Raw genomic sequence first — 13,912 nt, 5'->3', positions numbered from 1 at the left:
CAAACTCTACAGTTCGATCTTGATTTTTTTCGCTCTTTTCGAGCAACTCATAATTAAGAATTGAAGTGAACTTCACTTCTCTCTCATGAGCGTTTGTAGTGCTAAGCACTAGTTCCAAAGAACTTGGCACTCGCCATCAAACGCCCACGCTTATCGGCTGTATATTTTTAATGAACCGGATCACTCACAAAGACCGAAGTCTTTCTTTGTTTTCCCGACTTAGCTGCGATCAGCTGAGCCTTGAATTCTAGCACAGTTTTTGAAGAACTGTCAAACTTTTGAAAACTTTTTCGTCTTCATCACCTTTCAAACTCAGCGTCTTGCAACACCTTGCTCTACTCAGCGAAGCCTTGAATTATATACCGGTTTTTACACCACCCACAACTCAAAACCAAACTTTCTTCACCACCTTCTCAGCCCCTGCAGCAACAAGGCCTCAGCCCCATCACCACCCGAACCACCAGCTCCCTGCATTTCTGCAGAACCGCCTCAGTAGCGAAGCCCTCGACTATAGCATTAGTTTTAGGGGCGGCAAGAAAGATATGAGGAAATTTTAGCATTCACCTATAGGACAACCCCCCCTTGACCACCCCTCTACACCCGCCACTTCTCCAACAACTTCTCCGGGCTAAGGCTGTCGTAGCCTTCGAACGGCTGATGAATCCAGGGATTGGTCGGCAAAAATTCCACCGAATAGTCCGGAGTGAATGTCGACAAGCCTTTGGTCCAAATCACGGCGCTGCGCAACTCAGTGATCGGAGCATAGTTGGTCTTCAGCATGCTAATCACCGCATGCAAGGTGTGCCCAGAGTCCGCAAGGTCATCTACCAACAGTACCTTGCCGGCAATTTCACCCTTGGGCGTTGTTATGAAACGCGCAATATCGAGATGTCCCTGCACGGTTCCGGCCTCTGCACGGTAAGAACTCGTGGACATGATGGCCAGAGGCTTGTCAAAGATGCGACTCAGAATATCCCCTGGACGCAACCCCCCGCGTGCAAGGCAAAGGATCGTGTCGAACGCCCAACCAGATTGATGCACCTTCAGTGCCAGCTTCTCGATGAGACTGTGGTACTCGTCATAGCTGACATAAAGGTGCTTGCCGTCTTCGGTCAACATGAAATGGCTCCTGGATAGATAGGTGCGGGCTTGTGAGTCAGTGGCATCGGTAAACCACTAGCCTGCGACATAAGGGTGACGCATCATGATGGTGTGGTCGCGGTCGGGGCTGGTAGAGATCATGTCGATCGGCACACCCGTAACCTGCTCAATGCGCTCCAGATAGCGGCGAGCGCTCTGTGGCAACTTAGCGTAGTCCGTCACACCCACGGTGGACTCACTCCAGCCGGACAAGGTCTCATAGATCGGCTTGCACCGCGCAATGTCTTCCGCACCCATGGGCAGGAGATCAATCTGCTCCCCGTCGAGTTCATAGCCCGTACAAAGCAACAACTCTTCGAGACCGTCCAGAACATCCAACTTGGTAATGCACAAACCAGAGAGACCGTTGACTTGAGCGCTACGCTTGAGCAACGCAGCGTCAAACCAGCCGCATCGACGGCTACGCCCAGTGGTCACCCCCTTCTCTGCGCCCACGGTGCTCATGTGATATCCGGGCGTTCCCGGAACTTCCCAATCAAGCTCTGTAGGGAAAGGACCTCCGCCTACGCGGGTGCAATACGCCTTGGTAATGCCCAAGATGTAATGCAACATCCCTGGCCCAACACCCGACCCTGCCGCTGCGTTTCCGGCAACACAATTGCTGGACGTGACATAGGGATATGTCCCATGATCCACATCCAGCAGCGTGCCTTGCGCACCTTCAAACAGGAGATTGGCGCCATCGCGGTGGGCGTCGTTGAGTTCACGCGACACATCCGCCATCATGGGCTTGAGCAACTCGGCATGGCGCATCGCCTCTGCGTAGACCACGTCGAATTGCACTTCACCGCCCTCAATGTAAGGCCTGAGGGCATCACCAAACATGAAGGAGCCAGAGCGCAGGTAGGTCGTAAGGATGTGGTTGTGGAGATCCAGCAATTCACGCAGCTTGGCTGCAAACCGCTCTGGGTACTTCAAGTCTTGGACGCGCAAGGCACGGCGGGCAATCTTGTCCTCGTACGCAGGACCAATCCCTCGTCCGGTTGTTCCAATTTTCTCCGTACCGCCTTGTTCACGGGCAGCTTCGCGCGCCACATCAATGGCAGCATGGAATGGAAGGATCAAGGGGCAGGCCTCGCTGATACGCAGGCGCGAGCGGACCTCAACGCCTGCTTTCTCCAACCCTTCGATTTCCTCGAACAGCTTGGCAGCCGACAAAACTACGCCATTGCCGATATAGCACTTGACGCCAGGGCGCATGATGCCGCTGGGGATCAAATGCAGCGCCGTCTTGACCCCATTGATAACCAATGTGTGGCCCGCGTTGTGCCCGCCCTGAAAACGGACAACACCTTGTGCACTTTCAGTCAGCCAGTCAACCAGCTTGCCTTTTCCCTCGTCGCCCCACTGGGTTCCGACTACCACTACGTTGCGACCTTTGGTTGCTTTCATCTCAAACCCAATTCAATTGACAATTGCTCAAACAGCCTGCACGACCCATTGGCCCGCAACCTGCACCAGTTCCCTGTCGCAGTGAAACTCATCCACTTCGCTCCCATGTCCCGGCAGAACGCAAACCACCGTCTCACCGGCCTTGCGCAGCTCGGCGATTGCGGCATTCACGTCATCGGCCTCCCCCCAGGGGGCGCGGATGGCAGCCTTTAGCGCACGCGGCGAGACCACACCCACCACCTGCTTGATGTCCAAACTGAATCCCGCCGCTGGACGGGTCCGACCGAACACTGCGCCCACCTCGTCATAGCGACCGCCACGGACGAGCGCGTCGCTTGCACCCGGGGCATAGATCGCAAAACGCGCGCCACTGTAATACGCATAGCCACGCAGGTCAGCCAGATCGAAAGTAACAGCAGCCCCTTCTAAGCGGGAGGCAAGCCATTTCAAATTTGATAGCACTTGAGATATGCCAGGAAAGCGCTGGAGAGATTTTTGAGCCTCAACCAGTACGCCCCGATCTCCATAGAGCTGAAGCAGAGCCAACAAACCTTCACGAGATTCAGGGGGAAAATCGCGGGTCAAGGCCGCCAATTCAGCCGCATCCTTGGCCGCAAGTGCGGCATGGATACCACTCAGGATCTGGGAGTTCAACGGCACGCCCGCCAGAAGAATTCGGACGATGCGCACATCCGCCAGGTCAATTGTGGTGTTGTGCACATTGGCAATGCGCAAACATTCTCGGGCCAACTGCAATGCCTCAAGATCAGCCTCCAGCCCGGCATGCCCGTAGATCTCCGCGCCAAACTGAAGCGGTTCGCGGGTCGCATGGGGACGATCTGGCCGTGTGTGCAGCACCGGGCCGCAATAGCAAAGGCGGGTGACCCCTTTGCGGTTGAGCAGATGTGCATCAATACGAGCCACTTGGGGGGTGGTGTCCGCTCTGAGCCCCATGGATCGCCCGGAGAGCTGGTCCACCAGCTTGAAGGTCTGGAGATCGAGCGCCTCGCCAGTGCCTGTCAGCAGAGATTCAAGATGCTCTAGCAAAGGAGGCATGACCAGCTCATAGCCGTAACAACGGGCTGTATCAAGCAGCCCGCGACGCAATTCTTCGATGTGCCGCGCTTCGGACGGCAAGACATCGGCAATGTGATCCGGAAGGACCCAAGCAGACATGGAGAAAAAGGGGGGCTGTTAAAACCGTGATTCTACCGGGAGCGGAGAGAAGTCCCGAGAGACTCCATCCACCATCGGCTCATGCGCTGGTCAAAGCCAGAGCATCAACACACCAGCGACGATTGCCAACAAGGCGAAAAATCGAACCTGACCGTCCCGCAGCAGCAAAATCTGGGCAACCGCCCGTCGCCAACTCTGGGGTGAAAAGAAAGGCAATAACCCCTCAATCACCAGAACCAGCGCCAGTGCTGTCCATAGGTTTTCAAAAGTCACTGCGGCCGGCCTTCGACGACGGGCCCAAGATCTACCTGCGAGGTGCGGCAGGTACAGCCACTGAATTACCACCTCGGAAAGTCTTGAAAAACTCCGACGAAGATGGGTCAAGAACCATCACATCGCTTTTCTTGTTGAAGCTGGACTTATAGGCTTCCAGACTCCGGTAGAACTGCGCAAACTGTGGGTCGCGGCCAAAAGCCTCTGCGTAAATGCGCGCAGCTTCGGCGTCGCCCTCACCTTTGATCTTCTGAGCATCTCGATAGGCATTGGCGATCGTGATTTCACGCTGGCGATCCGCATCAGCACGGATTTTTTCACCCTCTGCCGCCCCCGTGGAGCGCAACTCATTGGCCACCCGTTTGCGTTCAGCTTCCATGCGCCGATACACCGATTCCGTAATCGCCTCCACGTAGTCGACGCGGGTAATGCGTACATCCACAACATCGACACCCCAAGGCTTGGCACCACGGACCGTCTCCAGCACCTCACGCTTCACATCCGCCATCAATGCTTCCCGCTTGAGGGAAAGCAATTCCTTGACGGTGCGCTTGTTGATCTCTTCTTGGAATGCATTGCGGACAACTCGGTTCAACTGCATCGCGCCCGCACTTTCGTCCAGACCGACATTGCGGATGTACTCCGTAGGCTCAGAGATCCGCCAACGCACATACCAATCAATCACCACACGCTGCTTCTCCGCTGTCAGCATAGGTTCCGTATCGCTGCTGTCCAGCGTCAGAAGGCGTTTGTCGATGTATGACACATTCTGGAAGGGTGGTGGCAGCTTGAAATTCAAACCCGGCTCGGTGATCACTTCCTTGATCTGCCCCAACGCATACAACACACCAAATTGGCGCTGATCCACCACAAAAAGCATGGAACTCATGAGGGCCAGTACCACCAGGAGGGTCGATGCAATAAATCCGACTCTGTTCACGAGCTGCTCCTAGCGAGATTCACGATCACGTGTACGACTGCTGTCACGCGCTCGGGGGTCATTAGAGAAAGTAGACGAAGGCACCGCCGGTGCCGCCACAGGGGCCGTAGTGCTCGCGGCAGGGGCATCAGAAGCCCCTCCTCCACTGGCGACACTTTGCATGATCTTGTCCAGTGGCAAATACAACAGGTTGGACCCCTGTCTCGATTCAACTAGCACCTTGGTCACGCTGCCATAAATCTGCTGCATGGTCTCCAGGTACATGCGGTCACGGGTCACCTGCGGCGACTTCTGGTACTCCGCAAGGATGGAAGAAAATCGCTGCGCATCACCTTGCGCCTGGGCAACAATCCGCGCCTTATAGGCTGCTGCCTCTTCGTTCAGGCGCGATGCAGAACCCACGGCCCGAGGGATAACGTCATTCGCGTACGCTTGGGCTTCATTCTTGGCCCGCTCGCGCTCCTGGCCCGCTTTGAGTACATCGTCAAAGGAGGCCTGCACCTGCTCTGGGGGGCGCACCCCACCTTGCTGCAGATTGATACCGACCACCTCCACGCCCACCTTGTAGCGATCCAGGATGGTTTGCATGAGAGTACGAACACGCGGTGCAATCTGATCACGCTCTTCGGCCAACGCCGTATCCATGCGCATCTTTCCAACCACTTCGCGAACTGCCGTCTCCGCCGCCTGAACCACGGCATCCGTCGGGTTCTTGCTTTCAAACAGCCAAGCGCGGGCGTCACTCAAGCGATACTGAACGGCAAATTTGATCTCTACGATATTCTCATCTTCCGTGAGCATGGCCGACTCCCGCAACCCCGTGCTCTTGATGATGCTGTCACGCCCAACATCTGCGGACCGTATCTGGGTCACAAAGACCAGTTCGTGGCGCTCAATGGGGTAAGGCAGGCGCCAGTTGAACCCTGCCCCCACCGTGCTTTTGTATTTGCCGAACTGAGTAATGACGGCCTGTTGGCCTTCCTGGACGATGAAAAAACCTGTCCCCATCCAGATGACGAAGACGATCCCTGCGATCAGCCCTACGCCCACGCCTGCGCTCTTCATATCCGGCTGAAATCCGCCACCAGAACTACCGCCGTTGCCTGGCCCTCGACCACCGCCGTTCTTGGAACCAAAGAAGCCTCCGAGCTTCTTGTTCAGGTCACGCCAAAGTTCATCCAGGTCCGGCGGTTGCCCATTGTTCGGCCGCTGGTCGTTGCCCCGATTGCCGGCCGGTGGTGGTGTAGCAGGCCGCTCATCCGGTCGTCCGCCATCGTCAGTCTTGTTGTCCTCGCCGCGCCCCCAGCGAGGGTCATTCAGATTGAACATGCCCCGAATGCGTTCTGGCAACGATGCCCAGCGTAGGGTGCGATTTTGGAAATTCATGCGCAAAGTCTCTGGTTCTCTGTATGGCATTGGTAATGCTGGCATTGTGCCCAATCAGGGCACGGTCCCTGGCAATTCAATGGCGGCTTCAGGGGTCATGCGCTCCTGGACAGCAACGACTCGGGATGAGAGCGCTTGGCGCAGCGTACCCAATCCCTCGCCAGAACGTGCGCTCACAAACAGGCGCGGAAACAACTGACCATCGACGTCATACTGGTCCTCAAGAAGCGGCGGGCGCTGCTCGGCCTCCAGTGAGTCCAGCTTGTTGAACACTAGTATTTGGGGAATGTCAGCCGCCCCGATCTCGTGCAATACTTTTTGGACCTGAGCCATCTGCTCCGGAAAGCCCGGATTGGATGCATCCACGACATGAAGCAGTAGATCCGCATCAATGGCCTCTTGCAGCGTTGCCTGGAACGCATCCACCAAGCCGTGAGGCAAATCCCGGATAAATCCCACGGTATCGGACAGTGAGACTGATCGCCCGGCATCACCCAAATAGAGTTGCCGTGTCGTGGTATCCAGTGTCGCAAACAACTGGTCTGCAGCGTAGGCTCTCGCCTTCACCAGTGCATTGAAGAGTGTGGACTTACCTGCATTGGTGTAGCCCACCAATGAAATGTTGAAGGTATCACGTCGCTCGCGCTGCCTCCGCTGTGTGGACCGCTGACGCTTGACCTTCACCAGGCGGTCACGGGTACGCTTGACTGCATCACTGATCATCCGGCGATCCAGCTCAATCTGCTTCTCGCCGGGACCGCCACGCGCCCCAATCCCACCCGTTTGGCGCTCCAGATGCGACCAACGACGTACAAGACGGGTACTGAGATACTGCAATCTCGCAAGCTCCACCTGGAGCTTGCCTTCATGACTGCGGGCGCGCTGGGCAAAAATTTCCAGAATCAGCAACGTGCGGTCATTGACTGGAAGCTCTAAGTGACGCTCCAGATTTCGCTGCTGTGCCGGACTGAGGGACTGATCGAACAGAACTTCCACCGCACCGTGCATCTGCGCCAGGGTACGAATTTCATCCGCTTTGCCACTACCAACGAATAAGGCAGCATCCGGAGCTTTCCGCTTGCACGTCAAGCGGCCAACAGGTTTCATGCCAGCTGTCTGCGCAAGCAACCCCAATTCCTCAAGATCACCATCGAAGTGCGGAAGACCAAAGTCCACCCCCACGAGCAATACCGGAGTACCGTCTACCGATGAAGAGGTCATCGAATGCAAAGGAGTTTGCCCTCTAGCCCGATCAGGGCAAGAGGCGAAGACGGATTCAGGAACAACAACTTAAGCGTTGTTGCTATCTGCATCAGAAGTATCGGCAGTGGAAAAATTGACCGCGCGGCCTGGCACGATTGTAGAAATGGCGTGCTTGTAGACCATCTGGGTCACCGTATTGCGCAGCAACACGACGTATTGGTCAAACGACTCGATCTGCCCCTGCAGCTTGATTCCGTTCACGAGATAGATAGAAACAGGAACATGCTCCCGACGCAAGGCGTTGAGGAAGGGGTCTTGCAAAAGTTGGCCTTTATTGCTCACGATATTCTCCGTGTTCAAAAATGTTGTTGTAAACCAGCACCTTACCACAGCCTGAGACACGCTCCAGACTCAGGACGCATGGCCCTTCAAGGATCGAGTCTTTGACCTTTGAATCAGTCGTCGTCCTTGTCTGCAAAGGGATTGTGCGAGGTCTTCATCTCTATTCTCAGCGGCGTACCCACCAAATCAAACTCCTTTCGGAAACGACCTTCCAGAAAACGCTTGTAAGCATCGGTGACATGCTCCAGCGAATTGCCATGGACAACGATGACCGGAGGATTCATGCCACCCTGGTGCGCGTATCGCAATTTCGGCCGGAACATGCCCGCCCGTTTGGGGCTCTGGAATTGCACCGCTTCCAACAGCAGACGTGTCAATATCGGGGTCGACATCTTGCAGGTCGCCGCTTTGTGCGCCTGCGCAATGGACGTCCAGAGCGGTCCCAGGCCCTGGCGTTTTTTGGCCGAAATGAAATGCAAGGATGCGAACTTCAGAAATGCGAGCCGGGTCTCGATAGACCGCTCCAGCAACTGGCGCTGGTAGTCATCGACCGCATCCCATTTGTTCACAGCAACAACCACCGCCCTGCCACTCTCAAGGATGTATCCCGCGATGTGCGCATCCTGGTCCGTGACGCCCTGAGTCGCATCGAGCAGTAGCAGCACCACATTGGCCGACTCAATAGCTTGAAGTGTCTTGACGACCGAGAACTTTTCGATCGCCTCAAAAACCTTCCCCTTGCGTCGCAACCCTGCCGTGTCCACCAGTTCAAAGCGCTGACCATTGCGCTCAAATGGTACGGTAATGGCGTCCCGGGTCGTGCCCGGCATGTCGAAGGCAACCAAGCGCTCCTCGCCCAACCACGTGTTGATCAGCGTCGATTTACCAACATTCGGTCGCCCCGCAACAGCAAGCTTGATGATGCCCTTGTCAGGATCGCCATCGGAGTCATCGGGCTCAGGAAGCTGTAGGGGCTCAAGGGCAATATCCACCAAACTCCGGATACCCTGTCCATGCGCCGCAGACACCGGGTAGACCTCGCCCAGGCCCAACTCATAGAACTCGGCGAGTTGCACGCCTTCAAGCATGCCTTCTGCCTTGTTGGCAACGAGAACACAAGGCTTGCCAAGACGGCGCAAATAATTCGCAATGTCATGATCTTGTGCGGACACGCCTGCACGGGCATCTACTACAAAAATGACCACATCGGCTTCGGCGACAGCCTGCTGAGTCTGCTTGGCCATTTCCTTGTAGATACCACTCGACGCATCAGGCTCAAAGCCTCCTGTATCGATAACGATGTATTCGTGCTTACCTTGCTTGCCATTACCGTAATGCCGGTCACGCGTAAGCCCTGCGAAATCCGCAACAATGGCGTCGCGGGACTTGGTCAGGCGGTTGAAGAGCGTGGACTTGCCGACATTCGGACGCCCCACGAGGGCGATAACTGGCTTCATTAAATAAAATCCATCAATCTGGACGGAATCCGTAGACACCACCATTGCGAGTAACCACTACCAACGTATCGGCGGCCACAGCGGGTGCTGCGGCAATACCTGAACCATCCGTGGCCATGCGGTTGAGCGGAGAACCATCCGTACGGGATAGCAGATGAATGAGGCCTGTGTCGTCCCCAATCACCACCGAGCGCCCTAGCAGCAGAGGCGCCGTCAGTTTGCGGTGCTTGAGCCTGTCAGTCGTCCATAGACGCGAACCATCGCTGCGGCGCCACCCAACCACCGTGCCATTGCTCTCTGCACCGAACAGAGCCTCCCCGTCACCATGCACACCATCGGCACCATTGGCCGGCTGCGCCCAAGCCACCGAACCCCTGGCAGCATTGACACAACCTACAGCTGTCTGAAATGCACGCGCACAGATGGAATCGCCCACTCTGCTGGTGCGCCCGACCAGCTCTACCAAACGCTCAACATCGTTGGTGCCGCGCGAACTGGCCAACGGAGCTTCCCAGCGCACACTGCCATTGTCTGGATTCAAGCCCACGATACGGCCGGCAAAACCCGCCACCAACGTATCGCCAACCGCCACAAGAACGCCTGCCTGACGCAAAATCAAGGGGTCTCCAGAGCGCTGCTGGCTCCAGAGTTTGTGCCCCGTCGCAGCATCGAAAGCCGCCAAGGAACGATCGGCCGAGAGTACAAATACGCGTCCGCCAGCGACAAGGGGAGGAGTGAATACTTGCGCAGCCAGTGATTGGCGCCACCGCTCACGGCCAGCATCCAAAACGATCAGCGCATTGCTGCGGGAAACAACTGCGGCCGACTTGCCGTCACTTCCAACCCCCGCAGACAACGGCTCCGCCAGCGCCGCGCGCCATACATCCCCGCCGGTGCGGGCGTCGATCGCAGCCACAATCCCATCGGAAGATGCGACAGTAACGACATTGCCTGCCGTGTGGATATCAAGGGGCAAGCCAGCAACACTGCCAATCCGGTTGGTCCAGGCCTGCCGCACGCCAAGCACTGCGACATTGGCTCCCAGATCAGCAGGCACAGGCTTGGCGGCGCCACTGCTCCATAGCGAGCATCCTGCCAATGTGGCCACCAAGACCCCCGAGACAATGCATCGCAACCCAAACAACCCGCACTTCGCCTCGTTTTCACGAATGAACGCCATGGTTATTTCACTCCGTCTATGGATCCAGCGGCAGCCATAGCAACACCTTGGGGAGAGACACCCAAAGCCCCAAGCTTGACCTCCACAAGGCGACGGTACTCAACACTGTCTTCAAGAGACTTATAGGCCTTGGCGTACTCAGCAATGGCTTCTGCACGTTTTTCCTGCAAAAGATAGATGTCGCCTCTACGATCTGCAAACACAGCATCAAACTCCAGCGGAGCACTGCCAGACAGCTGTTTGAGTGCTTCGTCGTAGTTTTTTTGATCCATTAGCACGCTGGCCAGGCGCAATTTGGCCAAGGCCTTAAGGCCATCATCTCCCGACTGGGTCGCCACCCAACCGAGTGCCTCTTTGGCGCCATCGGCATTGCCTGTATCCACCATGGTCTTGGCCAACGCAAGCCCCGCCTGACTGGCCTGGGTCGTGCCTGCGTACTTGGCCTTCAGGTCAGCAAACGCCTGCGCCATCCGATTTTGGTCACCTGCCCGGGCTGCCACCTCCACAGCGTCATAGAGCGCTGCGGCCTGGCCCGCCTGCCGGTTCTGCCAATATTGATATCCGTTCCAAGCGACCAAAGAGCCCGCTACCAAAATCAGCACCGAACTGATCAGCGTGCCCCAGGTGTTCCAGAAATGCTTGAGCTGATCAAGCTGCTCTTGTTCTTCGAGATCGAGGTGATTTGCCATGGAATGTGTTCTGTTTAGCGATTGGATTGTAGGGTGGGCGCCCATTCGGCCAGGGAATCCAGAGTGTGGTCGGACTGTGCGCCCACACCATCACGCAATGACTTGACAACAACCATCCCACGGGACAGCTCATCTTCGCCGAAGACCAGCGCGTAAAGCGCGCCACTCGCATCTGCCTTCTTGAATTGGGATTTCATGCTGCCCATGCCCTCACCCCCAGCGGGCGCAGCGTGCATTTGTACACTGACACCAAGCTGCCGCAACCGCTCGATGGTAGTCACAGCCACTGGTAGAGCCGCCACGGATGGAATCACGGCATAAACGTCAGGCGACAGGGCAGGTAGCGTACTGGCTTGTTCCTTGAGAAGTTCAAGCACACGCTCAACCCCCAGCGCCCATCCCACCGCAGGCGCAGCCTTGCCACCGATCTGCTCGATCAGGTAGTCATAGCGACCGCCGCCGCAAATCGTGCCCTGCGAGCCCAACTGATCGGTGACGAATTCAAAAACCGTCAGGTTGTAGTAGTCCATACCCCGAACAAGCCGCGGATTGACAGTCCAGGAGACTCCGTTGGCGCTCAAGATGGACTTGACGGCATCGAAATGCGCGAGTGACTGAGGCCCCAAAAAATCGATCAAACGAGGCGCAGCTTCCACCATGGATTGCATAGCAGGATTCTTGGTATCCAGAATGCGCAACGGATTGCTGTGCAAACGTCGGCGCGCCTCTTCATCCAACACATCCATATGCTGCTCTAGGTAGGAAATCAGCGCAGCACGGTGGGCCTTGCGTTCATGCGGCTCACCCAGGCTGTTTAGCTCCAGCCGCACGTTCTGCAAGCCCAGTTCACGCCACAGTGCCTGGGCGAGCAAGATCAATTCCGCGTCGACCTCGGCGCCAGGAAAACCCAGCGCTTCAGCCCCAATCTGGTGGAACTGGCGGTATCGCCCCCGCTGCGGACGCTCGTGACGGAACATGGGCCCCATGTAGTAGAGGCGCTTGCCTCCGTCATACAGCATGGAATGCTCTGCGACGGCTCGGACAACCCCGGCAGTCGCCTCAGGACGCAAAGTGAGATGCTCACCATTGAGACGATCCTCAAAAGAGTACATCTCTTTTTCCACAATATCGGTGACCTCCCCAAGCCCCCGCACAAAGAGCGGCGTAGGTTCAACGATCGGCGTACGGATATTGCGATAGGCATAGCGCGCCATGAGGTCGCGGACCTTTGACTCTAGCCACTCCCAGCGGGCAGATTCCGGAGGCAAGATATCGTTCATGCCTTTCACGGCGACCAATTTTTCCGGCTTGGGCGCCAAAGTGCTTTTTTCGTTACTCACAACTGTTCTTTTCTCTATCTGGCAGTTCTTGGAAAGGCATTGCTGCCGCCACAGCAGGCAGCTGAGCAGCAATCAAAGGCAAAGCGAGCGAAACTCAGGCCGCAGACACGACGGCAGCGCCAAAGCGCTTCTCAATGTACTGCTCGACAATTTGATGGAACTCATTGGCAATGTTGTCACCACGCAGCGTCATGGCCTTTTCGCCATCGATAAACACAGGCGCGGCAGGAGCCTCCCCCGTGCCAGGGAGGCTGATGCCGATGTCTGCGTGTTTGCTCTCTCCAGGGCCATTGACGATGCATCCCATCACTGCGACGCGTAAATTTTCGACGCCGGGATAGCGAACGCGCCACACAGGCATCTGGGCACGCAGAAAATCGTCGATCTGCTTGGCAAGGTCCTGAAATGTTGTGCTGGTGGTACGGCCACAACCTGGGCACGCGGTAACACTGGGAACAAACACGCGCAATCCCAATGCCTGCAATATCTCCGAAGCGACCACCACCTCTTGGGTGCGCGCTTCACCAGGCTGGGGGGTCAGAGATACACGGATGGTGTCGCCAATCCCCTCTTGCAACAGCACAGACAACGCGGTAGCCGACGCTACCGTGCCCTTTGTGCCCATGCCTGCTTCGGTGAGTCCCAGGTGCAACGCGTAGTCACAGCGACGCGCAAGTTCGCGGTACACGGAAATCAGGTCCTGCACACCACTGACCTTGCAGGACAAGATGATCTGATTGCCATCCAGGCCCATTTTTTCCGCCCGATGGGCGGACTCAATGGCTGACGTGATTAGCGCCTCGTACATGACCTGGCGCGCCTCCCAAGGCTTGGCGCGACGGCTGTTGGTGTCCATCAAATTGACCAGCAAATCCTGGTCAAGACTGCCCCAATTCACTCCGATCCGCACGGCCTTGTTCCAGCGCATGGCCGCATCAATCATCTGACCAAATTGTCGATCCCGCTTGTCGCCCTTGCCAACGTTGCCGGGATTGATGCGGTATTTGGAAAGAGCTTGCGCGCAGTCAGGAAATTCGGTGAGAAGCCGGTGTCCGTTGTAGTGGAAATCTCCCACCAACGGCACGCTTTCTCCCATCCGGTCCAACTGTTCACGGATGTAAGGCACTGCCGCCGCCGCCTCGGGGGTGTTCACGGTAATTCGGACGAACTCCGAGCCAGCCTGTGCCAACTCCTTCACCTGTATAGCCGTACCAATGGCATCCACGGTGTCGGTATTTGTCATAGACTGCACACGCACCGGCGCGTCCCCGCCCACGGTTACCACGCGCGAACCCCATACCACCCTGGCTTGGCGCGACCGCCGAGGCAAAGGGGACGCTATAGCAATGGGATCCATCTCACACGGTAGCTTT

Annotated in this window: 13 protein-coding genes; all 13 read right to left on the bottom strand. The window is 56.8% G+C overall.

Features of this window, described 5'->3' with window-relative positions; translation table 11 throughout:
• Positions 1-594 precede the first annotated feature (594 nt).
• The 13 genes from ARADN35_RS0117010 to ispG all read right to left on the bottom strand — a co-directional run bounded on the left by ARADN35_RS0117010 (position 595) and on the right by ispG (position 13,896).
• On the bottom strand, positions 595-1,119 hold the full coding sequence (locus tag ARADN35_RS0117010; protein WP_010464186.1) for a phosphoribosyltransferase: 525 nt from the start codon (positions 1,117-1,119) through the stop codon (positions 595-597).
• A gap of 57 nt (positions 1,120-1,176) precedes the next feature.
• Complete coding sequence (locus ARADN35_RS0117005) at positions 1,177-2,553, bottom strand: adenylosuccinate synthase (protein WP_010464185.1); 1,377 nt, start codon at positions 2,551-2,553, stop codon at positions 1,177-1,179.
• Positions 2,554-2,580: 27 nt separating this feature from the next.
• Positions 2,581-3,729: an ATP phosphoribosyltransferase regulatory subunit gene (locus ARADN35_RS0117000; RefSeq protein WP_029414122.1), complete on the bottom strand. Its 1,149-nt coding sequence runs from the start codon at positions 3,727-3,729 to the stop codon at positions 2,581-2,583.
• 90 nt (positions 3,730-3,819) lie between these two features.
• Positions 3,820-4,002 carry a DUF2065 domain-containing protein gene (locus tag ARADN35_RS27440; protein ID WP_010464181.1) on the bottom strand — a complete coding sequence of 61 codons (183 nt, stop codon included), beginning with the start codon at positions 4,000-4,002 and terminating at the stop codon, positions 3,820-3,822.
• 31 nt (positions 4,003-4,033) lie between these two features.
• Positions 4,034-4,942, bottom strand: a complete 909-nt coding sequence (hflC, locus tag ARADN35_RS0116995) for a protease modulator HflC (protein WP_010464180.1) — start codon at positions 4,940-4,942, stop codon at positions 4,034-4,036.
• A gap of 9 nt (positions 4,943-4,951) precedes the next feature.
• Positions 4,952-6,328: an FtsH protease activity modulator HflK gene (gene hflK, locus ARADN35_RS0116990; RefSeq protein WP_029414121.1), complete on the bottom strand. Its 1,377-nt coding sequence runs from the start codon at positions 6,326-6,328 to the stop codon at positions 4,952-4,954.
• A gap of 54 nt (positions 6,329-6,382) precedes the next feature.
• On the bottom strand, positions 6,383-7,549 hold the full coding sequence (hflX, locus tag ARADN35_RS0116985) for a GTPase HflX (RefSeq protein ID WP_085940314.1): 1,167 nt from the start codon (positions 7,547-7,549) through the stop codon (positions 6,383-6,385).
• 69 nt (positions 7,550-7,618) lie between these two features.
• Positions 7,619-7,873 (bottom strand): RNA chaperone Hfq, encoded by a 255-nt coding sequence (gene hfq / locus ARADN35_RS0116980; RefSeq protein ID WP_010464175.1) that lies wholly within the window; start codon positions 7,871-7,873, stop codon positions 7,619-7,621.
• A 113-nt stretch (positions 7,874-7,986) separates the two neighbouring features.
• Positions 7,987-9,330, bottom strand: a complete 1,344-nt coding sequence (gene der, locus ARADN35_RS0116975) for a ribosome biogenesis GTPase Der (RefSeq protein WP_010464174.1) — start codon at positions 9,328-9,330, stop codon at positions 7,987-7,989.
• 13 nt (positions 9,331-9,343) lie between these two features.
• Positions 9,344-10,510, bottom strand: coding sequence for an outer membrane protein assembly factor BamB (bamB, locus tag ARADN35_RS27435; protein WP_081474658.1), 1,167 nt, complete (start codon positions 10,508-10,510; stop codon positions 9,344-9,346).
• Positions 10,511-10,512: 2 nt separating this feature from the next.
• On the bottom strand, positions 10,513-11,199 hold the full coding sequence (locus ARADN35_RS0116965; RefSeq protein ID WP_010464170.1) for a YfgM family protein: 687 nt from the start codon (positions 11,197-11,199) through the stop codon (positions 10,513-10,515).
• A 14-nt stretch (positions 11,200-11,213) separates the two neighbouring features.
• Positions 11,214-12,479, bottom strand: a complete 1,266-nt coding sequence (gene hisS / locus ARADN35_RS0116960) for a histidine--tRNA ligase (RefSeq protein WP_035198245.1) — start codon at positions 12,477-12,479, stop codon at positions 11,214-11,216.
• A 154-nt stretch (positions 12,480-12,633) separates the two neighbouring features.
• The gene (gene ispG / locus ARADN35_RS0116955; RefSeq protein ID WP_029414119.1) at positions 12,634-13,896 is read right to left on the bottom strand and encodes a flavodoxin-dependent (E)-4-hydroxy-3-methylbut-2-enyl-diphosphate synthase; all 1,263 of its coding nucleotides are present in this window, start codon (positions 13,894-13,896) and stop codon (positions 12,634-12,636) included.
• Positions 13,897-13,912: the final 16 nt, after the last annotated feature.

It is taken from the genome of Acidovorax radicis N35 (assembly GCF_000204195.1).
Lineage (GTDB): Bacteria > Pseudomonadota > Gammaproteobacteria > Burkholderiales > Burkholderiaceae_C > Acidovorax > Acidovorax radicis.
Note: the sequence above shows the minus strand (reverse complement) of the source record. Positions and strands in the feature narration are given on the sequence as shown.

What these genes read in the sequence shown, in the direction of transcription:
- ARADN35_RS0117010 (WP_010464186.1), bottom strand. Translation starts at nt 1,119, where the DNA reads ATGTTGACCGAAGACGGCAAGCACCTTTATGTCAGCTATGACGAGTAC.
- ARADN35_RS0117005 (WP_010464185.1), bottom strand. Translation starts at nt 2,553, where the DNA reads ATGAAAGCAACCAAAGGTCGCAACGTAGTGGTAGTCGGAACCCAGTGG.
- ARADN35_RS0117000 (WP_029414122.1), bottom strand. Translation starts at nt 3,729, where the DNA reads ATGTCTGCTTGGGTCCTTCCGGATCACATTGCCGATGTCTTGCCGTCC.
- hflK (WP_029414121.1), bottom strand. Translation starts at nt 6,328, where the DNA reads ATGAATTTCCAAAATCGCACCCTACGCTGGGCATCGTTGCCAGAACGC.
- hflX (WP_085940314.1), bottom strand. Translation starts at nt 7,549, where the DNA reads ATGACCTCTTCATCGGTAGACGGTACTCCGGTATTGCTCGTGGGGGTG.
- der (WP_010464174.1), bottom strand. Translation starts at nt 9,330, where the DNA reads ATGAAGCCAGTTATCGCCCTCGTGGGGCGTCCGAATGTCGGCAAGTCC.
- bamB (WP_081474658.1), bottom strand. Translation starts at nt 10,510, where the DNA reads ATGGCGTTCATTCGTGAAAACGAGGCGAAGTGCGGGTTGTTTGGGTTG.
- ARADN35_RS0116965 (WP_010464170.1), bottom strand. Translation starts at nt 11,199, where the DNA reads ATGGCAAATCACCTCGATCTCGAAGAACAAGAGCAGCTTGATCAGCTC.
- hisS (WP_035198245.1), bottom strand. Translation starts at nt 12,479, where the DNA reads ATGAACGATATCTTGCCTCCGGAATCTGCCCGCTGGGAGTGGCTAGAG.
- ispG (WP_029414119.1), bottom strand. Translation starts at nt 13,896, where the DNA reads ATGGATCCCATTGCTATAGCGTCCCCTTTGCCTCGGCGGTCGCGCCAA.